Source organism: Streptomyces sp. NEAU-174, from assembly GCF_052665095.1.
Window position 1 is genome coordinate 79896 of the sequence record NZ_JBQTCE010000005.1, and the last position, 20386, is coordinate 100281.

A 20386-nucleotide genomic window follows, 5' to 3' on the forward strand; every position below is an offset into this window, starting at 1 on the left:
AGGCTCGGTTACCTCAGGTCGTCCGCGCCGATGTGGTGGACGCGGACCAGATTGGTGGAGCCGGAGACACCGGGCGGGGAACCTGCGGTGATGATGACCAGGTCGCCCTTCTTGCAGCGGCCGAGGCGCAGCAATTCCTCGTCCACCTGGGCCACCATCTCGTCCGTGGAATCGACCATCGGGCCCAGGAAGGTCTCCACGCCCCAGGTCAGATTGAGCTGGGAGCGGGTGCCCGGCTCCGGGGTGAAGGCCAGCAGCGGAATCGGGGAGCGGTAGCGGGAGAGGCGGCGCACGGTGTCGCCGGACTGGGTGAAGGCGACGAGGAACTTCGCGCCGAGGAAGTCGCCCATCTCGGCCGCCGCGCGGGCCACCGCGCCGCCCTGGGTGCGGGGCTTGCTGCGCTCGGTGAGCGGGGGCAGGCCCTTGGCGAGGATGTCCTCCTCGGCGGCGGCGACGATGCGGCCCATCGTCTTGACCGTGACGATCGGGTACTTGCCGACGCTGGTCTCGCCCGAGAGCATCACCGCGTCCGTGCCGTCGATGACCGCGTTGGCGACGTCGGACGCCTCGGCCCGGGTGGGGCGGGAGTTCTCGATCATCGAGTCGAGCATCTGGGTGGCGACGATCACCGGCTTGGCGTTCCGCCTGGCCAGCTTGATCGCGCGCTTCTGGACGATCGGCACCTGCTCCAGCGGCATCTCCACGCCGAGGTCGCCACGGGCGACCATGATGCCGTCGAAGGCGTCGACGATCCCCTCGAGGTTCTCCACCGCCTGCGGCTTCTCGATCTTGGCGATGACCGGAAGCCGGCGGTCCTCCTCGTCCATCACCCGGTGGACGTCCACGACGTCGTTGCCGTTGCGGACGAAGGAGAGGGCGATGACATCGGCGCCGATGCGCAGGGCCCAGCGCAGGTCCTCGATGTCCTTCTTGGACAGCGCGGGGACGGAGACGGCCACTCCGGGGAGGTTGAGCCCCTTGTGGTCGGAGATCATGCCGCCCTCGATGGCGATGGTGTGCACCCGGGGGCCGTCGATGTCGACGACCTCGAGGGTGACCCGGCCGTCGTCCACGAGGATGCGCTCACCCTTGCTGACGTCGCCGGCCAGCCCCTCGTAGGTGGTACCGCAGCGGAACCGGTCGCCCTCGATGGGCTCGACGGTGATGATGAACTCATCCCCGCGTTCAAGGAGTACCGGCCCTTCACGGAAACGGCCGAGCCGAATCTTCGGACCTTGAAGGTCGGCGAGGATGCCGACGCTGCGGCCGGTTTCCAGCGAGGCTTTGCGCACTCGCCGATAACGCTCCTCGTGCTCGGCATAGGTGCCGTGGCTGAGGTTGAAGCGGGCCACGTCCATTCCGGCCTCGATGAGTGCCTTGATCTGCTCGTACGAGTCGGTGGCGGGTCCCAAAGTACAGACGATTTTTGCTCGGCGCATGATGCCGAGCCTATGACTTACTCGCGAGTAAAGAACCGGGAACCTCACACTCCTCCATGGCCTTTGGATGGCAGGTTATTGACAACTAATGAAACGTGCAGTGGGCCGCTCCGATGAGCGTTTCGGAGGGTGGTTACGGGGCTCCGGAGGAGGGGTTTCAGAGCTCGGGCGGGGTCATGGTGAAGCGCGCGTTGACGTGCGCGTACACCGTCTGGCGCTGCGGTTCCAGGTCGAGCGCGGCCACGGCGTCCCGGTCGGCGGGGCCGCCGTAGCCGGATCGGGCGCGCGGGGCGGCGACCGCCACGGGCTGGAACGGGCCCTCCTCCGCCTCCAGGTCGGCGAGCTCGATGAGCGCCACCAGCCGGGCGCCGAGCGCCCCGGCGTACTCCCGGGCCCGCTGCACCGCCTCGCGCACCGCCTGCTGCCGGGCCCGGCCGTACGCAGGCGAGTCGGGGCGCAGCCCCCACCAGGGGCCGTCGACGCGGGTGAGCTCGAGGTCGGCGAGGCGGGTGGTGAGCTCGCCCAGGGCGGTGAAGTCGGTCAGGGCCGCGGTCAGGTGCACCCGGCCGTGATAGGCCCGTACGCGCTCATGGCGGCTCTTGGGGTTGATCTCGGGGGTGACCGAGAAGGCGCCGGTCTCCAGCTTCTCGACCGCCTCGCCGTAGGACTTCACCAGCTCCAGGACCTGGTTGTTGCGGCGGGTGAGGTCCTCCAGCGCGGCGCGCCGGTCGGCGCCGCGGGCGCTGACGGTGATGGTGAGCCGGGCGATCTCGGGGTCGACCTCCAGGGTCGCCTCGCCGCGGACGGCGACGCGCGGGGTCTCGGGGGTGCCGTACGGCACATGGGCGACGGGCGGCGGCGGGCCGGGCTCGGCGGACTGGGGCGGCGGCCCGGGCTGGGCAGGCTGGGGCGGCGGGCCGGGCCGGTCGGGCTGGGGCGACTGGTTCATGGCGGCTCCCGGTCAGGTGTGCGAGGGCTGGTGCGAAGCGGTGCGGTTGGGCCAGAATCTACGCGCGTTGTGCCCAATTCGCAGGTATCTCAGGGGAGATCAGCATGCCGCTCAACCGTCGGAAGTTCCTCGGCCGCACCGCGGCGACCAGTGCGGGGGCCGCCCTCGCCTCCGCCGCGGCCGCCGTCCCGGCGGAGGCGCGGGGCCACGGGCGGCGGCCCCGGCGGCGGTACGCCTTCACCGTGATGGGCACGACGGATCTGCACGGCAACGTCTTCAACTGGGACTACTTCACCGACGCCGAGTTCGACGACGCGGCGCACAACGATGTGGGCCTGGCGAAGATCTCCACGCTGGTCGACCAGGTCCGTGCGGAGAAGGGGCGCCGCAATACGCTGCTGATCGACGCGGGCGACACCATCCAGGGCACCCAGCTGTCGTACTACTACGCCAGGGTGGACCCGATCACCGGGGAGGGCGGCCCGGTGCATCCCATGGCGCAGGCGATGAACGCGATCGGCTATGACGCGGCGGCGCTGGGCAACCATGAGTTCAACTACGGCATCCCGGTGCTGCGGAAGTTCGAGGAGCAGTGCGACTTCCCGCTGCTCGGGGCGAACGCGCTGGACGCGAAGACGCTGCGGCCCGCCTTCCCGCCGTACTGGATGACGCGGCTGCGCACCCCGTGCGGACGGGATGTGAAGGTGGCGGTGCTGGGGCTGACCAACCCGGGCATCGCGATCTGGGACAAGGTCAATGTGCAGGGGAAGATGACCTTCCCGGGCTTGGAGGAGCAGGCCGCGAAGTGGGTGCCGCGGCTGCGGTCGATGGGCGCGGACGTGGTGATCGTCTCGGCGCATTCGGGGACCAGTGGCACCTCCAGCTATGGCGACCAGGTGCCGTATGTGGAGAACGCGGCGGCGCTGGTGGCCGAGAAGGTGGCGGGGATCGACGCGATCCTGGTGGGCCACGCGCATGTGGAGATCCCCGAGTCACGGGTGGTCAACAAGGAGACCGGGCGCGAGGTCGTGCTGTCGGAACCGCTCAAGTGGGGTCAGCGGCTCACCCTCTTCGACTTCGAGCTGGAGTGGGAGCGGGGCCGCTGGCAGGTGGCGTCGGTGTCGGCGAAGGTGCTGAACTCCAACACGGCCGGGGAGGACCCGCGGATCGTGCGGCTGCTCGACGCCGAGCACAAGAAGGTCGTCGGCTATGTGAACCAGGTCATCGGCACCTGCTCGGCGGCGATGACGGCCACCGAGGCGCCCTACAAGGACGCGCCGATCGTCGACTTCATCAACCATGTGCAGGCGGAGACGGTGAAGGCGGCGCTGGCGGGGACGGAGTACGCGGACCTGCCGGTGCTCTCGCAGGCGTCCTGCTTCTCCCGTACGGCGGCGATCCCGGCCGGGGAGGTCACGATCCGGCAGGTGGCGGGGCTGTATCCGTTCGAGAACACCCTGGAGGCGCGGGTGCTGACGGGCGCCCAGCTCAAGGACTATCTGGAGTTCTCGGCGCGCTACTACGTACAGACTCCGGCGGGCGGCGATGTGGATCCCGCGAAGCTGACGAACGCCTCGGACATCCCGGACTACAACTACGACGCGGTCGGCGGCCTCACCTACGAGATCGACATCGCGAAGGCGCCGGGCTCGCGGATCGCGAAGCTCGGCTTCGACGGCAAGCCGGTGGACGAGGAGGCGCGGTTCGTGCTGGCGGTCAACAACTACCGGGCGAGCGGGGGCGGCAACTTCCCGCATGTGGCCGCCGCGAAGCAGGTGTGGGCCAATTCGGAGGAGATCCGGAACACGATCATCGCCTGGGTGCAGGCGAAGGGGACGATCGATGTGTCGCGGTTCGGGTCGGTGGACTGGAAGCTGACCCGCGACGGCGTTCCGGTGTTCTAGGGCGGGTTCGGGGGGTGCCGCCGCGCGCACGCCGTTCCGGCGGGCCGCCGCACCGGAACGGCGTGAGCCGACGGCGGTACGGCGGCCACCCGGTCGGGGACGCGGCGGTCACCCGGTCGGCGACACGGCGGTCACCCAGCCGTGATGACGAGCTTGCCGCCCTTGGTCATGCCGCGTTCGAACTCCGTGAGCGCCGCGATCGCCTGGGTGAGCGGCACCGTGCGGGCGATCGGCAGCCGCAGTGTTCCCTGCCCGGCGGCTCGCGCGACCTCCTCGAGGTCCTCCGTGACGGCCTGGGCGATCAACACCTTGAAGGGCCCCGGCAGGGCACTTCTCGCGAACTTCGCGGGGGTGGGGGTGATGTCGATGATGCGGCCGCCGGGCTTCAGCAACGTCTGCGCCGCCTTGACCGGGAGCGTGCCCGCCGTGTCGAGGACGATGTCGAATCGCCCGCTGAGCGCCGTCGGGTCGAAGTCGAACTCGACGATCGGGGCGACGCCGAGGTCGCGCGCGTCATGCGTGGCGGTGGCGCGGCAGCTGCCTCCCACCGAGGCGCCGTGCGCCGAGGCCATCTGGACGGCGGCCCGTCCCACTCCGCCGAGGCAGCCGTGGACGAAGACGGCTTGCCCGGGCTGCGGCTTCCCCAGGTCGGCCAGGGCCTGAAAGGCGGTGATCCCGACCGTCGGGATCGCGGCGGCGTCCTCGAAGGAGAGCTCCGCCGGCTTCTTCACGACCCCCTTCGCCTCGACGACGACCAGCTCGGCGAAGGCTCCCGCCGTCTTGAGCGGCGCCCCGCCGAGCACTTCGTCGCCGACGCCGAGCCGGGTGACGCCGTCGCCGACCGCTTCGACGACGCCCGCGAAGTCGTGGCCCAGCCCGCGCGGGAAGCGCCGGCCGGTCAGCATCTTCATGGCGCCGCTGCGGATCTTCCAGTCCATCGGGTTGGCCGCCGCCGCCCGCACCCGGACCAGCACCTCGCCGGGGCCGGGCGGTGCCGGCTCGAAGTCCTCGAGCCGCAAGACCTCGGGCCCGCCGTACTGGTGGTACTGGATGCGCTTCGCCGTTGTCATTCGGGGCCTCCACCGCCGGTGATGTCATTAGGTGACATCACCCTAGCACGCCGATGTCACCTGATGACATCACCGACGGCAACACGGTGTCATCAGGTGACATCACGTAAACTCGCCGCATGGGACGGTGGGAACCTGGAGCCGGTAACCGGCTGCGCGATGCCGCGCTGGCGCTGTATCTGGAGCGTGGCTTCGAGCAGACCATGGTGGCCGATATCGCCGAACGCGCCGGTGTCACCGCCCGCACCTTCTTCCGGCACTTCGCCGACAAGCGCGAGGTTCTCTTCGACGGGTCGTCCGAACTGGAGGAGAGGTCGGTGGCCGCCCTGGAGGCGGCGCCGGCCACGGCGTCGGCGCTGGATGCCGTCGCGGCCGCGCTCGACGCGGTGGCCGGGGTGATCGGCGGCGACCGTGAGTTCGCGCGGACGCGGCAGACGGTGATCATGGCCAACGCCGAGCTCCGCGAACGTGAATTGATCAAGCTCGCGTCCATGTCGGCCGTCCTGGCCGACCGGCTGCGACGGCGGGGTATCGGCGACACCGAGGCCAGTCTGGCCACCGAGACCGGCATCGCCGTGTTCCGCGTCGCCTATGAACGATGGATCAACACCACCGAGGACCACGACTTGCGCGACGTCATCCGCGAGACGCTGGACCAACTGCGGGCACTGACCGCCGTCGGCTGAGGTTCGCTTCCCCCAGTCCGGGCGCGCCCGGCCCGGGCGCGGTCAGGTGCGCGTCGGGGTGAGGGCGGTGCGCTGGTCGGGGAGGTGCGGGTGGCCGGCCACCGTGCCGCACCGCCCCGACGGCTGAAGGCCGAACGCGGTGAACGCGGTGCGGGACGGCAGCCGGTAAGCGGGTTCCGCGAGCAGCGAGTTGAGGATGACGGCGGAGCGCCAGGCGGCGAGGCCGAGGTCGGGGGCGCCGACGCCATGGGTGTGGCGCTCGGCGTTCTGGACGTACACCGAGCCCTTGATCATGGGGTCGAGGACCAGACGGTGGTCGGCGTCGACCCGGGGGCGCTCGGAGGCGTCCCGGCGGACGTAGGGGTCGAGGGCGGCGAGCAGGGTGTCGACGCGGCGCTCGCGGTAGCCGGTGGCGAGCACGACGGCCTCGGTGGTGTGGCGGGCCCGGGTGCCCTGTTCGGCGTGTTCCAGGTGGAGTTCGAGCTGGGCGGCGGCGATACGGCCGGCGGTGCGGACGGTGACACCGGGGGTGAGGACGGCGCCGGGCCAGCCGTCGGAGTGCAGGGCCCGGCGGTAGAGCTCATGGTGGATCGCGTCGAGCGTCTCGTGCGCGATGCCCTTGTAGAGCTGCCACTGACGGGGCAGCAGCTGGTCGCGTACCGGCTCGGGCAGGGTGTGGAAGTAGCGGGTGTAGTCGGGGCTGAACTGCTCCAGGCCGAGCTTGCCGTACTCCATGGGCGCGAAGGCGGGGGTACGGGCCATCCAGTGGAGCCCTTCGGCGCCGAGCGGACGGTTGCGCAGCAGGTCGAGGAAGACCTCGGCGCCGGACTGGCCGGAGCCGATGATGGTGACGTGGCCGGTGGCCAGGAGCCGCTCGCGGTGTTCGAGGTAGTCCGAGGAGTGGAGGACGGGGACGTTGGGGGCGTCGGCGAGCGGGCGCAGGGGTTCGGGGACGTACGGCTCGGTGCCGACGCCGAGGACGAGGTTGCGGGCGTATACGCGGCCGAGGGCCCTGCCCTCCGCATCGGTTCCGGCCGCACTGGACGCGGGGGCGTCGGCGGCTGGGCCGAGCCGGGTGAGGTCGATTTCGAACAGCTCGTACTCGTGGTCCCAGCGGACGGCGTCGACGCGGTGGTCGAAGTGGAGTCCGGGGAGCCGTTCGCTGACCCAGCGGCAGTAGGCGTCGTACTCGGCGCGCTCGATGTGGAAGCGCTCGGCGACGTAGAAGGGGAACAGCCGCTCATGGGCCTTGAGGTACTGGAGGAAGGTCCAGGGGCTGCCGGGGTCGGCGAGGGTCACCAGGTCGGCGAGGAAGGGGACTTGGATGGTCGCGCCGTCGATGAGGAGGCCGGGGTGCCAGTGGAAGGCGGGCCGCTGCTCGTAGAAGGCGGTGCGCAGGGCGGGGACGCCATGGGCGAGGGCGGCGAGCGAGAGGTTGAACGGGCCGATGCCGATACCGGCCAGGTCCACGGGCCGGTCGGCGGCGGAAGCGGGCTCGGCGGCGGGGTTGGGGGGTTGTGCGGTGCTCATGGGGTGGTGTTGCCTTCCACGAGTGCGAGCAGCCCGCGCAGATCGCCGGGCTGGAGGTGCGGGTTGAGAACGGTGGCCTTGAGCCACAGCCCCTCGGGCGTGGCGGCGCGGCCGAGGACGGCCGCCCCGTGGTGGAGCAGGCGGCGGCGCAGCGCGGCCACGGTGGCGGGCGGTGCCCCGGCGGGGCGGAAGAGGACGGTGCTGATGGTGGGGCGGGCGTAGAGCTCGAGCCCCGGGCGGGCCTCGATGAGGTCCGCGAGGTGCTGGGCGGCCGCGCAGACGTGGTCCACGAGCTCGCCGAGGCCGCGCCGGCCCAGCGCCCGCAGCGTGACGGCGATCTTGAAGATGTCGGGGCGGCGGGTGGTGCGGAGCGAGCGGCCGAGCAGATCGGGCAGGCCCGCCTCGGTGTCGTCGTCGGCGTTGAGGTAGTCGGCGTGGTGGGCCAGCGCGGCGAGCGCGCTGCCGTCGGGCACGGCGAGGAGACCGGCGGCCACCGGCTGCCAGCCGAGTTTGTGCAGGTCGAGGGCGACGGTACGGGCGCGGTCAAGGCCGTGGAGCCGCTTGTGGAGGGTGTCGCTGAAAAGGAGGGGCGCGCCATAGGCGGCGTCGATGTGGAGGGTGGCGGCGTGGTGGTCGCAGACGTCGGCGATCTCGGGGAGCGGGTCGATGGCCCCGGTGTCGGTGGTGCCGGCGGTGGCGACGACGAGGGTGGGGGCGTCGGACGGCCGGTCGAGGGCGGTGTGGAGCGCGACCGGGTCGAGGACGCCGCCGGGGGTGGGGAGGGTGAGGGGCTCGGGCAGCCCGAGGAGCCAGGCGGCGCGCCGGACGCTGTGGTGGCCGTTGGCGCCGCGGACGATACGGAGCGGGGCGCCCTGGGCGGCCTCGCGGGCCAGGAGCAGGCCGAGCTGGTTGGACTCGGTGCCGCCGGTGGTGACGAGGGCGTCGGGGTCGGTGCCGTGGGGGTGGACGAGTTCGGCCAGGGCGCGGCAGGTCAGCGCCTCCAGCGCACAGGCGGCGGGGGCCTGGTCCCAGGAGTCGAGGGAGGGGTTGAGCGCGGAGACGGCGAGGTCGGCGGCGGTGGCGACGGCCAGCGGCGGACAGTGCAGATGGGCGGTGCAGCGCGGGTCCGCGGGTTCGGCGGCGCCATGGGCGAGGGCGCGGACGAGGCCGCGCAGCGCGTGGTGGGGCCCCTCCCCCTCGTCGGGGATGAGCGGCCGGGCCGCATCGCGTATCCGCCGGGCCACCGCGGCCGGTCCCCCGGCCGGGAGGGGCCCACCGCGGTCGGCGGCGCCGTGGGCGAGGGCGTCGAGGACGGTGTCCACCATCGGGCGGAGCACGCCCGGTCCGCTCTGGCCCCCGGCGAGGAGGCGGGCGGTTCCGGATGCGGGCACGGGCATGGGTGTGCCCCTAGGGGGTGTCTGGGCGGCGGTCAGGGCTGCCTAAATTACTTCGCGCACCAGGGGTCCGATCCGGGGTCGGGCCCAAGTGCACCCGTACGTGGTAACGGCCCGGCCCCGCGGATTGATCGGCGGGCCGGGCCACCCGGGCTCGCCGCCTCGTCCGGCCCGGTTGGCTACTCGATGTGCCCCGTCCCGGGGTCCACCTCGCCGAGGAAGTCCCGTGCGGACTCCTCCAGTTCCCGCTCGCTCAGGGAGTCGGCTCCGTGCACGTGGGTGGTGAAGCCGTATCCCGGGTTCGGCCCGGTCAGCCAGGTGACGTCGTACGTCCCGGGCTCGCCGGGGCGCTCGGCGACGTCGAACCCCTCCCCGTCGACCGTCAGTGTCCGCCGGCGCGTTCCTCGATCCATGCCCGCCAGTCTGCCCCGTTCCGGGGCCGGGATGAGATCGGCAGCGCGTCATGCTGCGTCTGTTTCACGAGAATCGGACCGAAGGGGGGCACCGCGCGGCAGGGGCGGCGGGGCGGTCGGGCGCCCCGCCGTCCCCCGTCGAACGCGGGGTCACCCGCCCTGCTTCTCCCGTACCCGCAGGGCGCGCCGCAGGTCGTCGATCTGGTCGGCGAGGCGGCGGCGGAGGGCGGGTACGGCGTCGGGGGAGGCGAGGCACTCCTCGCCCAGGCGCAGGGTTTCGGCGTCCACGGTGCTCGGGAAGCCGAAGCGGGCGACGGTGTCGGCGATGGCGGCGCCGCGGCGGGCGCCGAGCGCGACGGCGGCCGGGAAGTAGCGCGGCACATAGTCGGCGAGGACGTCGTGGTGCTCGGGCTGCCAGAAGCCCGCGACGGTCGCGGTGACCAGGTAGTTGGAGAGCTCGTCCCCCTGGCCGTCGGACCCCTGGGCGTCGGCGCTCCGGCCGTCGGCGTCCCGGCCGTCCTCCCCGCCGCCGAAGATCGCCTGCCAGGCGGCCTCCTTCGCGGCGGCGTCCGGCAGGGCGGCCCGGCAGCGGGCGGCGCCCTCCTGGCCGGTGGCGCTGGAGTCGCGGGCGCGTTCGGCGTCGATGTCGGCGGGGCCGACGGCGCCGAGGACGGCGAGGCGGCCGAGGATCTGCCAGCGCAGCTCGGGGTCGAGGGCGGGGCCGCCGGGGACGGTGTCGCCGTCGAGCCAGTCGCTGAGCTCGGCGGGGGCGGTGGCGCTGCCGATGAACGTACGGACGGCGGCGAGCCGCAGCCCGTCCCCGGAGCCGTCCTCGGTGCGGCGGAGCAGATCGCGGCAGGTGGCGCTGATGGTGGCCAGCGCGGCGGAGCGCCGGTCCGCGGGGAGGTAGTGGTCGGCGATCTGGGTGCGGGCGAAGGCGAGGACGCCCTGGACGATCGCTATGTCGGTCTCGTGCGGCAGATGGGCGCGGGCCGCCTCGAGGTAGTCGGTGGCCGGGAGGTCGCCGTCGCGCACCATGTCGCGGGCGGCGTTCCAGATCACAGCGCGGCTGACGGCGTCGGGGAGGCCGGACAGCGAGCGGTGGACGGCCTTCCAGGATGCGGGGTCGAGCCGGATCTTGGTGTAGGTGAGGTCGCCGTCGTTCAGCAGCAGCAGATCGGGGCGGGGCCCGGTGAAGGAGAGGCTGAGGCCGGACTCCGCGCCGTCCAGCTCGGCCTCGACGCGCTCGCGCAGGACCAGCTGGTGCGGGGCGGCGGGCGCGTGGTCGTACAGGCCGATGGCGATGCGGTGCGGGCGCCGGGTGGGGGCGTCCCCGTCCGGGCCGCCGCCCTCGTGGCGGATCTCGGCGCTCCAGCGGTCCCCGTTGGCGGTGACGACGGGGGCGAGGGTGTCGACGCCGGTGGTGCGCAGCCAGCGGTCGGCCCAGGCGTGGACGTCGCGGCCGGAGGAGCGGGCGAGGGAGTCGATGAAGTCGGCGAGGGTGGCGTTGCCGAAGCGGTGCCGGGTGAAGTGGTCGTTGATGCCGTCGAGGAAGGTCTTCTCGCCGAGCCAGGTGACGAGCTGGCGCAGCGCGGAGGCGCCCTTGGCGTAGGAGATGCCGTCGAAGTTGAGGCGCGCGGCGGAGGTGTCGGGGACCAGCTCGGGCGCGGGCGCGACCGGGTGGGTGGAGGGGCGCTGGTCGGCGTCGTAGCCCCAGTTCTTGCGGCGGACCCCGAAGTCGGCCCAGGTGTCGGTGTAACGGGTGGTCTCGGTGAGGATCTGGTAGCCCATGTACTCGGCGAAGGACTCGTTCAGCCAGATGTCGTCCCACCACTTCATGGTGACGAGGTCGCCGAACCACATATGGGCCATCTCATGGGCGATGACCATGGCGCGGGTCTGGCGCTCGGCGTCGGTGACGGCGGAGCGGAAGACGAATTCGTCGCGGAAGGTGACCAGGCCCGGGTTCTCCATGGCGCCCGAGTTGAACTCGGGGACGAACGCCTGGTCGTAGGAGTCGAAGGGGTACGGCTCCTCGAAGATCTCGTGGTAGCGGTCGAAGCAGCGCCGGGTGATGTCGAAGAGCTCGTCGGCGTCGGCCTCGAGGTAGGGCGCGAGGGAGCGGCGGACATGCAGCCCGAAGGGGAGTCCGGCGTGCTCGGTGCGCACCGAGTGGTACGGGCCGGCGGCCAGGGCCATCAGATAGGTGCTGATGGGCGGGGTGGGCGCGAGCTGCCAGCGGCCCTCCTCGGGGGCGCCGACGCGGGTCGCGATGCCGTTGCCGAGGACGGTCCACTCGGGCGGGGCGGTGACGCGGACGTCGAAGACGGCCTTGAGGTCGGGCTGGTCGAACGCGGTGAAGACGTCGTTCGCGTCCGACATGCAGCACATGGTGTAGAGGTACGTCTCACCGTCGGCCGGGTCGGTGAAGCGGTGCATGCCCTCGCCGGTGTGGGAGTAGCGCATGTCGGTCTCGACGCGCAGCTCGTGCTCGCCCTCGCCGAGCCCGGTGAGCGGGAGCCGGCCGCCCGCGAGCGCCTCGGCGGTCTCGCCGGTGAGGTCCAGCTCCCGGCCGTCAAGCACGGCGCGGTGCAGGGCGGCCGGCTGGAGCTCGGCGAAGGTGTCCGCGCCCGCCTGGCGCGCGCTGAAGCGGATGGTCGTGGTGGAGCCGAAGAGCTCCTCCCCGCGGGTGAGGTCGAGGTCGATGGTGTAGCGGTGGACCTCGATCAGGCGGGCTCGGTGCTGCGCTTCCTCGCGCGTCAGTACGGACATGGGGACATGCTGCCCTACGTGCGGCGGGCCGCACACGGGTGGGAAGTGGTTGCCCGGGGCGGACGGCCGCCCGCGCGCACTACCGGGGTGCGCCCTCGGGCCCCTTGGGGCCGTTGGGGCCGTTGGGGCCGTTGGGGCCGTTGTCGGAGCGCGCGATGGTCTCGTGGTGCCGGATGACCTCGGCGATGACGAAGTTGAGCAGCTTCTCGGCGAAGCCGGGGTCGAGCTTGGCGCTCTCGGCGAGCTGCCGCAGCCGGGTGATCTGGCGCGCCTCGCGGGCCGGGTCGGCCGGGGGGAGCCGGTGGGCGGCCTTGAGGTGGCCGACCTGCTGGGTGCATTTGAAGCGCTCGGCGAGCATATGGACCACGGCCGCGTCGATGTTGTCGATGCTGTCGCGCAACCGGGTCAGCTCGTCGAGGACGGACGGGTCGATCCCCTCGGGGTCGCCCGGCGTCGCCGGCTGCTCGGCGGTGTGGTCGCTCATGCTGTGCGTCATGCTTCCCGAGAGTACTTTTCCCCGGGGTCCGGTTCCGCTCGGGGGCGCTCGGGGGGCGCTTCGGCCCGCGTCGGCCGCGGGTCCCCGGACCGCCCCGACCCCTGTGGGGGGTTCGGGTCCGGCCCACGGGGGGCGCGGAAGGGGGCGGGGCGGTCGTGGTGGGGCGCCGCTCCCGGATACGGCGTCTCCACCGTGGAGGAGGCGCCTGGGCGGGGAGAGGTTCCACTCCCGGCCCGACTTTCGCGGTGCCCCGCCTGCGGCGGGCTGCTCCCCTCCCCGCCCCTTCCCGAAACTGGGGCTCCGCCCCAGACCCCAATCCGGGGCTCCGCCCCGGGCCCGCGTTGGGGCTCTGCCCCCGGGCCCCGAACCGGGGCTCCACCCCAAACCCCGAACCGGGGCTCCACCCCCAACCCCGAGCCGGGACTCCGCCCCAGGCCCCAAGCCAGGGCTCCGCCCAAACCCCCGACCGGGCTCCACCCCAGACCCCGGACCGGGGCTCCACCCCAAACCCCCGAGCGGGCTCCACCCAAAACCCCGAACCAGGACTCCGCCCCAAACCCCAACCCCAGACCCGAACCGGGGCTCCGAAGCCAGACCCCGCACCGGGGCTTCGCCCCTTCCCGCGGCAGCGATATGCGGCTCAGGCGCATGGCGGGGCTCGGCGTCGGGCTCCGGGGTCCAGGGGCGGAGCCCCTGCCACGCGGCGGAGCCGCACATGCATGCTGCGGGAAGGGGCGGGGAGGGGAAAGCACCGCTGTACGGCTCCGGCACCCCGTAGGGTCCCCACATGATCGCGACACTTCAGTGCACCGTCATCGACTGTCCCGACCCCGCCGCGCTGGCCGCCTTCTACGGCGAGATCCTGGGCTGGCGGGTGGACGACAGCGATCCCGAGTGGGCGACGCTGACGGCCGCGGACGGCCGTCAGCTGGCCTTCCAGCTGGCGCCGGACCACCGGCCGCCGCGCTGGCCGGATCCGGCCCACCCGCAGCAGGTCCATCTGGACTTCGACGTGGCGACGCTCGCGGACGCGGAGCGGGCGCAGCGGGAGCTGATCGGGCTCGGGGCGACGTTTCTGCACGACAGCGGCGGGGAGCGTGCGGGGTTCCGGGTCTTCAACGATCCGGCCGGGCACCCGTTCTGCATCTGCTACGGACAGATGGAACCGAGCTGACCGGGGCCGGCCAGATGGCCGCGCCCCGGTCAGTTCCCGTCGAAGGCGATGCTGAGGAGGGGTCAGCCGCCGAGCTGGGTCGCGCCCGCCTTGATGTCCTTGGCGAAGGTGCTCACCTCGGTGTAGACGCCGGGCTTACCGGGCCGTGCGCAGCCCTCGCCCCAGCTGACGATGCCGACCTGGATCCACTGGCCGCTGTCGTCCTTGCGGAACATCGGGCCGCCGGAGTCGCCCTGGCAGGTGTCCACGCCGCCCTCGGCCATCTTCCCGGCGCAGATCTCCTCGCCGGTGACGAGCTCGTCGTAGGCGGACTTGCAGGTGGCGTCGTCGACGAACGGCACGCTGGCCTTCAGCAGGTAGCGCTGCTGGCCGCCGCCCTCACGGGCGGCGCCCCAGCCGGCCACGGTGAAGTCGCCCTTGTTGTACGCCGTGGTCTCGGCGATCTTCAGGGTGGGCTGGTTGATCGGCTTGGCGAGCTTGATGAGCGCCCAGTCCTTGCCGGTGCCGTTGTAGCCCGGGGCCTGGAGCACCCGGGTGGACTTGACCTTGATGGCGCTCGAGCTCTGGAGGTCCACGACGCCCGCGGTGGCCGTGATGGAGGTGTTGGCGCCGGAGCCGTCCACGCAGTGGGCGGCGGTGAGCACGATGTCCTGGGTGTAGAGGGCGCCGCCACAGCCCATGGACAGCCGGACCATGAAGGGGAATTCGCCCTGCGCGGCGCGGGTGCCGCCGACCACGGAGGGGCTCGGCTCGGGGCCGGTGGGCTGGGCGCTGGCGCTGCCCGGGGTGAGGCTGAAGGCGGCGAGGGCGACCGCGCCGAGGGCCGAGGCTCTCTTGATGTGCTTCAGCGTGTTCCGCAACGGACTGTCCTTTCGTGGGGGGTTCGGGGCGCATGTCAGGCTCATGCCAACCACAAAAATCCGGAAACCTCTCCGAAATCCCGTGGATGAGCCGGTAAAACGCCCTGTGATTATGTGGACCGGGCCAACGGGGTGACAAGGGTCGGTTTCCAGCCAGCGCGGCCTACCCACAGCCCCGCCGGACGACCGTAAGGTTGACGTGAGACAGGGCGCACGGCTGGCGACGGGCACGGGGTGACGGCGTGGCGGCACCGGGCAGCGACATCGAGCACGGCTTTCCCCACCTGGACACCGTCCGGGCCGCGATCACCGCGCTCTACCACCGCCTGTCCCGCGACACGGTGGACACCTTCGGGGTCAGCGTGCTCCCCGGCGATGTGGCCTTCGCCGACCAGGACGACCTCTACCTGGGCGTACAGCGGGTGGCCCGGGTCATGGTGCAGCATCTGCGGCTGCCGGACGCCCGGATGATCGTGAGCTTCCGGGAGATGCGGCACGCCGGAAACGTGGAGCTGGCCGCGGGTCCGGAGTACTTCATCGAGCTCAACTCCCGCTTCAAGACCCACCGTCGGGACATCGGCGCGGCGCTGGCCCATGAGGTCACCCATGTGTATCTGCACCGCCTGGACCTGTCGTTCCCCGGCACACGCGACAACGAAATCCTCACCGACACCACCGCCGCCTATCTCGGCACGGGCTGGTTGCTGCTCGACGCCTACCGCCAGGACTCGGTTTCCAGCCAGAAACTGGGCTATCTGACACCGGAGGAGTTCGGCTACGTCCTGGCCATGCGGGCGCTGCTGTTCGGCGAGGACCCCTCCCCCTGGTTCACCTCTCCGCAGGCGTACGAGGCGTACACCAAGGGGCTGGAGCTGGCCCGCCGCGAGCAGGCGCGGCCGCCGCTCACCGCCGCCGGCTGGACCGGCCGCCGCCGCTACGCCAAGGACCGCCGGGCGGCCCAGTCCGGCCACCCCTCCCCCACCGGAGGGGACTACGGCTTCGACGCCGGCCCTCCGCTGAGCGTCTCCTTCCCCTGCCCGACCTGCCGTCAGCGCATCCGGGTCCCGGTGCGCGGCCGGCTGCGGGCCCGCTGCGGGCTGTGCCGGACGGTGCTGGAGTGCGACACATGACACCGGGCCGGGCCGTGGCCGTTCGGCCTTGGAGTGCGCTCGACGTCGTACGCTCGCCTGCATGAGCCCCTCCATCGCCACCAACACCCAAGTCGGCCTCGACGAGCTGCTGGAGTTCGTACGCCCGCGCCACCGTGCGCTGCTGATGACCCGCCGGACGGATGGCTCGCCCCAGGCATCCCCGCTGACCTGCGGAGTCGATGACTCCGGCCGGATCGTCATGTCCACCTACCCCGAGCGCGCCAAGGTGCGCAACGCCAAGCGCGACCCCGCCGTGAGCCTCGTCGTGCTGTCCGACGAGTGGAACGGCCCGTGGGTGCAGATCGACGGCACCGCCGAGGTGATCGACACCCCGGAGTCCGTCGAGCCGCTGGTCGAGTACTACCGCAATATCGCGGGCGAGCACCCGGACTGGGACGAGTACCGCGAGGCCATGCGCAAGCAGGGCAAGTCGCTGATCCGGGTCACCCCCGAGCGCTGGGGCCCGGTGGCCACGGGCGGCTTCCCGGCCAGGCTGGTGGAGAACGAGGGCTGACGGCGCCCGGCGGCGTTCAGCACTTCCCGGCGCGCCCGTAGAGGGCGATCCGCATCCCGGTGACGTCCCTGATGGCGCACCGGTGGAAGTGTTCCGCGAGCACCTCCCGTTTCACCCGCTCCTGAGGAGTGCCGTCCAGCGGCTGGCCGGGCGGGTCGTTCACCGTGACGATCCGCCCGGCCGTCAGCATCCGGGCCCTGATCAGCGGTGCCGGCAGCTCGATGCCGTGCAGGGTGCCCGAGGGGATCGCGTGCCGGGCCAGCGCCAGCTCCCGCAGGCCCCGGAAGTCCTCCGGTCTTGACATGATCGGCTCCCGGCGCCGGGCGGGCAGGAAGAGCACCCCGTCGCCGGGCCGGCCCAGCTCCCGTACGGCGCGCGCGGCCGCGAGGGGGTCGTCGAGCCGGCTCTGCGGGGTGCGCAGCTGGAGGGAGTACGGCAGCAGGGCCGCCACGGCGGCCACCGCCAGCCCTCCGGCCAGCGCCCGTGGGGCGGCGACGGTGCGCGACAGCGCCTCCAGCCGGGCCCCGATCAGCAGCGCGAGACCGACGTAGGCGTAGAGCACATACCGGTCGACGTAGAGCGGATGGAGATACGACACCGCCAGCAGCGCGGCCGGTGGCAGGATCAGCAGCGCGAGCGCGAGGTCGCGCAGCGGCACGGGCCCGTGCGCGGGCAGCGGTCCCCGGGCGCAGCCGAGACCCACCAGGGCGAGCGCGCCGAAGCCGAGCAGCTCGGGCATGCCCGGCGGGGAGATCCAGCCGACCAGCGCGGCCTGCTGCTGACTGACGATCACCAGCGGCGCCAGCACCACCGCCACCACGGAGGCCGCCCGCCCCCACGCCCAGCCGGAGCGCCCGCCCACCCGCGCCCGGTACAGCGCGACGCCGTGCGCGGCGACGGCCAGGATGGCGAACTCGTGCAGCAGACAGGCCAGCGAGGCGACCGCGGCGTATCCGGCCCAGGTGCGCCTGCGGGGCCGGGCCACCGCGCTCAGCAGCAGATGGGTGGCCGCGACGACGGCGGCGCAGACCAGGGCGTACGACCGCCCCTCCTGTGCGTACCGCTGCACCGCCGGAGCCAGCGGGAAGACCAGCCCGGCGGCGAGTCCGGCGCGGGGCCCCGCGAGCCGCCGCCCGAGCAGTCCGACACCGGCCGCCGCGGCGGCCATGGCCAGCACCGAGGGGAGCCGGAGGGCGACGAGACCGCCGTCCCAGAGGGCGAACACACCGTGCATGAACAGGTAGTACAGGCCGTGCACCACATCGGCGTCGCCGAGCAGGCGCAGGATCTCACCGACGCTCCGGTGGGCGACCTGATACGTCGTCGACTCGTCCCGCCACATGCTGTTCTCGCGGCGGATCCCCCACAGCCCGAGCGCCAGCGCCAGCCCGGCCGGGACGAGCGCCGGAACGAGCCCGGCGGCGCGCCCGGTGCGACGGATCGCCGGGGCCGGGGGCGCCGGGCGGGCGCGCGGGGCGGCCCGGGCGGTGTCGAGGGCAGGCGAGACGGCCATGGGAGGGGGAACTCCGATCGGAGCGGAAGGTGATGCCGTGGATGCCATGGATGCCGTGGCGGGGTCAGGGACGCGGGTCAGGCCCGTCTGCGGCCGATCCACCACACGCAGAGGACGGCGGGCACGACGGCCGCGGCCAGGCAGATCCCGGTCTGCATCCACTGCATGGGCCAGTAGTGGCTCGCCGGGTGCAGCTCCTCGTACCACCTGTTGGCGCCGAGCCGGGCGAAGCAGCGGTCCCAGGCGTCCGAACTGCCGGCGGACGAGCAGCGCTCCCAGGAGATCTTCTCCCCGGCCCGGGTCAGATAGCCGTTGCCCATGCCACGCCACGCGCCGAAGTAGACCTCGGGGGGAACCTCCGCGGAGAGCTTGGAGGCGATCGTCCGCGGTGTCATCAGATGGGGGCGCAGGGCGTCCAGCCCGTACTGGACACCGGCGGTGGCCCCCAGGGTGACCGCCATGGCGGGCAGGGTGCGCCGCAGCAGCAGCCCGGCCGCCGCGCCGAGGAGGAAGGACAGCGGGGCGAGCGCGACCGCCGCCGGGCCGGTCGCGTCGAACGGTACGGCGGTGCCCCAGGCGATGTCCTGGAACGAGCCCCGGGCCGCGCGCCACCACCAGGTGTAGAGGGCCGCGAGGACCGCGGTGCCGGCCGTGACGGCGACGAGCGGAACCGCGAGTTTGGCGATGAGCCAGCGGGTCCTGCCGACGGACTGGGTCCACGCCAGCTGGTGGGTGCCCGTCTCCAGCTCCCGGGCGAACAGCGGCGCGCCGATGAAGACGCCGATCACCACGGGCAGCGCGATGAGCAGCCGTCCGGTGTTGAGCAGCGGTGTGCGGTAGGCGTCGATGTTGTGCGCCCGCCCGTAGCCGACCATCTCGAGGCGCTGCCAGACGATGTACGCGGCGATCGCCACGACCACCGCCAGGCCCGCCCACAGGGCGGCCCGGTGCTGGCGCGCCACCAGCCACACCAGTCCTCGGGGGCGGAGCCGTGCGCCGGGTGCCCGGAGCCGGATGCCGATCGAGCTCATGCCCCCACCTCCGTAACGGTCGCGCGCGCCTCGGCCGTGAACATCGGCGGGGCGTCGGGGGCGCCCAGATAGCCGAGCAGGACGTCTTCGAGGGAGGGTTCGGTGACGATCCAGCCGTCCCCGGCCGGGGTGCCCTCCGGGCGTATCAGCGCGGTGAGCTGACGGCCCGTCGTACGGGTCTCGACCACGGTGTGGCGGGCGAGCGCCCCCGGTGTTCCGCCGCCGGTCGCGCTCGGGCCGGTGACCAGGCGGTGAGCGGCTTGGATGGCGTCCGCCTCGCCCGCCAGGCGAATCCGGCCGCCGCCCATCAGCAGCAGGTAGTCGCAGACGCCGTCGAGTTCGGCGAGCACATGGGTGGAGATGACCACGCCGGTGCCGCGCTCGGCGGCCTCGGCCATCAGGGCGCCCATCATCCGGCGGCGGCGCAGCGGGTCCTGATCGGCCATCGGCTCGTCCAGGAGCAGCAGATCGGCGCGCTTGCCGAGGGCGAGGGCGAGGGCCACACAGGTGCGCTGGCCGCCGGAGAGCGAGCCGACGCGGGCGGACAGCGGCACCTCGGCCTCGGCCACCACCCGTTCGGCGGTCTTCTGGTCCCAGCGGGGGTTGAGCTCCCGGCCCAGGCGCAGGGTGTCGGCCACGGAGAAGCGCGGGTAGAGCGGCTTGTCCTGGGCGACGAAGGCGATGCGCTCGCGGGTGCCGGGGTCGGCGGCGGGCCGTCCGAAGACCCGCAGGGTGCCGGTGGCCGGGGTCAGCAGCCCGGCGGCGAGGGACAGCAGGGTGCTCTTGCCGGAGCCGTTGGGGCCCACCAGGGCGCAGATCCGTCCGGCGGGCAGCCGGAAGGCGACGTCTCTGAGGGCCCAGCCGCTTCGGTACTTCTTGCCCAGCCCGGACGCCTCCAGGGCACCGGACGCCTCGATCTCGTCGGTCACTCGTTCTCCTCGTGTCCACGCTCGCCGGGGGCGGCGGTCTCGCCGAAGCGCTCGTCGAGGACCGAGGCCACCAGCGCCGTCACGTCCTCGCGGCCGAGCCCGGCGGCGCGGGCCCGGTCGGCCCAGTCGGCGAGCTCCGCGCGCAGCGGGGAGTCCGCAGCGGCGCCGGGCCGGGCCAGTGACCGGCGGACGAAGGTGCCAAGCCCCGGCCGGGGCTCGACCAGCCCTTCGCGCTCCAGCTCGCGGTACGCCTTCAGGACGGTGTTGGGGTTGATGGCGGTGGCCGCGACGACCTCCTTGGCCGTGGGCAGCCGGTCCCCGGGCGCCAGCAGTCCGAGGCGGAGCGCCTGTTTGGTCTGCTGGACGATCTGTAGATAGGTGGCGATGCCACTGCGCCGGTCGATGCGGTACTCGACCATCCGCCTCCACCACCCTTTCACTAATCAGTTAGTGGAATGATGGTGGAGTGCGCCCGAGGGAATGTCAACCTGCCTGGTCAGCCGGTCCGGTCAGCCGACCCGGTCAGCCGGCCCGGGAGAACACCGGCCGAAACGCCACGCG

The 20386-nt window shown here is 72.6% G+C and carries 18 protein-coding genes; 5 read left to right on the plus strand and 13 right to left on the minus strand.

The features are described 5' to 3' along the window. Window positions 1-8 precede the first annotated feature (8 nt). The gene (gene pyk / locus ACT2CW_RS16035; RefSeq protein WP_044577084.1) at window positions 9-1439 is read right to left on the minus strand and encodes a pyruvate kinase; all 1431 of its coding nucleotides are present in this window, start codon (window positions 1437-1439) and stop codon (window positions 9-11) included. A 157-nt stretch (window positions 1440-1596) separates the two neighbouring features. Then, window positions 1597-2388 (minus strand): SIMPL domain-containing protein, encoded by a 792-nt coding sequence (locus tag ACT2CW_RS16040; RefSeq protein WP_445517055.1) that lies wholly within the window; start codon window positions 2386-2388, stop codon window positions 1597-1599. A 104-nt stretch (window positions 2389-2492) separates the two neighbouring features. Here ACT2CW_RS16040 and ACT2CW_RS16045 point away from each other — a divergent pair, with 104 nt between their 5' ends. Continuing rightward, a complete protein-coding gene (locus ACT2CW_RS16045; RefSeq protein WP_445517056.1) occupies window positions 2493-4292 on the plus strand; it encodes a bifunctional metallophosphatase/5'-nucleotidase in 1800 nt (599 codons plus the stop codon). A gap of 131 nt (window positions 4293-4423) precedes the next feature. Here ACT2CW_RS16045 and ACT2CW_RS16050 read toward each other — a convergent pair whose 3' ends face one another. Next, complete coding sequence (locus tag ACT2CW_RS16050; RefSeq protein WP_445517057.1) at window positions 4424-5362, minus strand: NADP-dependent oxidoreductase; 939 nt, start codon at window positions 5360-5362, stop codon at window positions 4424-4426. A 119-nt stretch (window positions 5363-5481) separates the two neighbouring features. Here ACT2CW_RS16050 and ACT2CW_RS16055 point away from each other — a divergent pair, with 119 nt between their 5' ends. Beyond that, window positions 5482-6048 carry a TetR family transcriptional regulator gene (locus ACT2CW_RS16055; protein WP_445517058.1) on the plus strand — a complete coding sequence of 189 codons (567 nt, stop codon included), beginning with the start codon at window positions 5482-5484 and terminating at the stop codon, window positions 6046-6048. Between the two features lie 42 nt (window positions 6049-6090). Here the strand turns inward: ACT2CW_RS16055 and ACT2CW_RS16060 are convergent, their stop codons facing one another. From ACT2CW_RS16060 to ACT2CW_RS16080, 5 genes are all read right to left on the minus strand, one after another. After that, window positions 6091-7578, minus strand: a complete 1488-nt coding sequence (locus tag ACT2CW_RS16060; RefSeq protein ID WP_445517059.1) for a lysine N(6)-hydroxylase/L-ornithine N(5)-oxygenase family protein — start codon at window positions 7576-7578, stop codon at window positions 6091-6093. Further along, window positions 7575-8975 carry a pyridoxal phosphate-dependent decarboxylase family protein gene (locus tag ACT2CW_RS16065; protein WP_445517060.1) on the minus strand — a complete coding sequence of 467 codons (1401 nt, stop codon included), beginning with the start codon at window positions 8973-8975 and terminating at the stop codon, window positions 7575-7577. The genes ACT2CW_RS16060 and ACT2CW_RS16065 overlap by 4 nt, the downstream gene beginning before the upstream one ends. 176 nt (window positions 8976-9151) lie before the next feature. After that, the gene (locus ACT2CW_RS16070; protein WP_445517061.1) at window positions 9152-9385 is read right to left on the minus strand and encodes a hypothetical protein; all 234 of its coding nucleotides are present in this window, start codon (window positions 9383-9385) and stop codon (window positions 9152-9154) included. Between the two features lie 150 nt (window positions 9386-9535). Further along, entirely contained in the window at window positions 9536-12157 is a 2622-nt protein-coding gene (pepN, locus tag ACT2CW_RS16075; RefSeq protein ID WP_445517062.1) for an aminopeptidase N, read from the minus strand. Window positions 12158-12236: 79 nt separating this feature from the next. After that, complete coding sequence (locus ACT2CW_RS16080) at window positions 12237-12653, minus strand: chorismate mutase (RefSeq protein WP_445517063.1); 417 nt, start codon at window positions 12651-12653, stop codon at window positions 12237-12239. 787 nt (window positions 12654-13440) lie between these two features. Between ACT2CW_RS16080 and ACT2CW_RS16085 the strand changes: the two genes are divergently transcribed. Beyond that, window positions 13441-13827: a VOC family protein gene (locus ACT2CW_RS16085; RefSeq protein ID WP_445517064.1), complete on the plus strand. Its 387-nt coding sequence runs from the start codon at window positions 13441-13443 to the stop codon at window positions 13825-13827. 62 nt (window positions 13828-13889) lie between these two features. On the opposite strand, the gene ACT2CW_RS16090 is transcribed toward ACT2CW_RS16085, so the two are convergent. Continuing rightward, entirely contained in the window at window positions 13890-14687 is a 798-nt protein-coding gene (locus ACT2CW_RS16090) for a S1 family peptidase (protein WP_138911147.1), read from the minus strand. A gap of 242 nt (window positions 14688-14929) precedes the next feature. Here ACT2CW_RS16090 and ACT2CW_RS16095 point away from each other — a divergent pair, with 242 nt between their 5' ends. Both ACT2CW_RS16095 and ACT2CW_RS16100 read left to right on the plus strand, forming a co-directional pair. After that, on the plus strand, window positions 14930-15817 hold the full coding sequence (locus ACT2CW_RS16095) for a hypothetical protein (RefSeq protein WP_414082552.1): 888 nt from the start codon (window positions 14930-14932) through the stop codon (window positions 15815-15817). Between the two features lie 61 nt (window positions 15818-15878). Continuing rightward, window positions 15879-16352 (plus strand): PPOX class F420-dependent oxidoreductase, encoded by a 474-nt coding sequence (locus ACT2CW_RS16100; RefSeq protein WP_086883360.1) that lies wholly within the window; start codon window positions 15879-15881, stop codon window positions 16350-16352. A gap of 16 nt (window positions 16353-16368) precedes the next feature. Here the strand turns inward: ACT2CW_RS16100 and ACT2CW_RS16105 are convergent, their stop codons facing one another. The 4 genes from ACT2CW_RS16105 to ACT2CW_RS16120 all read right to left on the minus strand — a co-directional run bounded on the left by ACT2CW_RS16105 (window position 16369) and on the right by ACT2CW_RS16120 (window position 20244). After that, window positions 16369-17865 carry a glycosyltransferase family 39 protein gene (locus ACT2CW_RS16105; RefSeq protein WP_445517065.1) on the minus strand — a complete coding sequence of 499 codons (1497 nt, stop codon included), beginning with the start codon at window positions 17863-17865 and terminating at the stop codon, window positions 16369-16371. Between the two features lie 77 nt (window positions 17866-17942). After that, complete coding sequence (locus ACT2CW_RS16110) at window positions 17943-18896, minus strand: translation initiation factor IF-2 (RefSeq protein WP_445517066.1); 954 nt, start codon at window positions 18894-18896, stop codon at window positions 17943-17945. Then, window positions 18893-19825 (minus strand): ABC transporter ATP-binding protein, encoded by a 933-nt coding sequence (locus ACT2CW_RS16115; protein WP_445517067.1) that lies wholly within the window; start codon window positions 19823-19825, stop codon window positions 18893-18895. The genes ACT2CW_RS16110 and ACT2CW_RS16115 overlap by 4 nt, the downstream gene beginning before the upstream one ends. Next, a complete protein-coding gene (locus ACT2CW_RS16120; protein WP_164434220.1) occupies window positions 19822-20244 on the minus strand; it encodes a GntR family transcriptional regulator in 423 nt (140 codons plus the stop codon). The genes ACT2CW_RS16115 and ACT2CW_RS16120 overlap by 4 nt, the downstream gene beginning before the upstream one ends. Window positions 20245-20386 lie beyond the last annotated feature (142 nt).

What these genes read in the sequence shown, in the direction of transcription:
- ACT2CW_RS16085 (WP_445517064.1), top strand. Translation starts at nt 13,441, where the DNA reads ATGATCGCGACACTTCAGTGCACCGTCATCGACTGTCCCGACCCCGCC.
- ACT2CW_RS16110 (WP_445517066.1), bottom strand. Translation starts at nt 18,896, where the DNA reads ATGAGCTCGATCGGCATCCGGCTCCGGGCACCCGGCGCACGGCTCCGC.
- ACT2CW_RS16100 (WP_086883360.1), top strand. Translation starts at nt 15,879, where the DNA reads ATGAGCCCCTCCATCGCCACCAACACCCAAGTCGGCCTCGACGAGCTG.
- ACT2CW_RS16065 (WP_445517060.1), bottom strand. Translation starts at nt 8,975, where the DNA reads ATGCCCGTGCCCGCATCCGGAACCGCCCGCCTCCTCGCCGGGGGCCAG.
- pepN (WP_445517062.1), bottom strand. Translation starts at nt 12,157, where the DNA reads ATGTCCGTACTGACGCGCGAGGAAGCGCAGCACCGAGCCCGCCTGATC.
- ACT2CW_RS16105 (WP_445517065.1), bottom strand. Translation starts at nt 17,865, where the DNA reads ATGGCCGTCTCGCCTGCCCTCGACACCGCCCGGGCCGCCCCGCGCGCC.
- ACT2CW_RS16080 (WP_445517063.1), bottom strand. Translation starts at nt 12,653, where the DNA reads ATGACGCACAGCATGAGCGACCACACCGCCGAGCAGCCGGCGACGCCG.
- ACT2CW_RS16060 (WP_445517059.1), bottom strand. Translation starts at nt 7,578, where the DNA reads ATGAGCACCGCACAACCCCCCAACCCCGCCGCCGAGCCCGCTTCCGCC.
- ACT2CW_RS16120 (WP_164434220.1), bottom strand. Translation starts at nt 20,244, where the DNA reads ATGGTCGAGTACCGCATCGACCGGCGCAGTGGCATCGCCACCTATCTA.
- pyk (WP_044577084.1), bottom strand. Translation starts at nt 1,439, where the DNA reads ATGCGCCGAGCAAAAATCGTCTGTACTTTGGGACCCGCCACCGACTCG.
- ACT2CW_RS16070 (WP_445517061.1), bottom strand. Translation starts at nt 9,385, where the DNA reads ATGGATCGAGGAACGCGCCGGCGGACACTGACGGTCGACGGGGAGGGG.
- ACT2CW_RS16045 (WP_445517056.1), top strand. Translation starts at nt 2,493, where the DNA reads ATGCCGCTCAACCGTCGGAAGTTCCTCGGCCGCACCGCGGCGACCAGT.
- ACT2CW_RS16055 (WP_445517058.1), top strand. Translation starts at nt 5,482, where the DNA reads ATGGGACGGTGGGAACCTGGAGCCGGTAACCGGCTGCGCGATGCCGCG.
- ACT2CW_RS16040 (WP_445517055.1), bottom strand. Translation starts at nt 2,388, where the DNA reads ATGAACCAGTCGCCCCAGCCCGACCGGCCCGGCCCGCCGCCCCAGCCT.
- ACT2CW_RS16050 (WP_445517057.1), bottom strand. Translation starts at nt 5,362, where the DNA reads ATGACAACGGCGAAGCGCATCCAGTACCACCAGTACGGCGGGCCCGAG.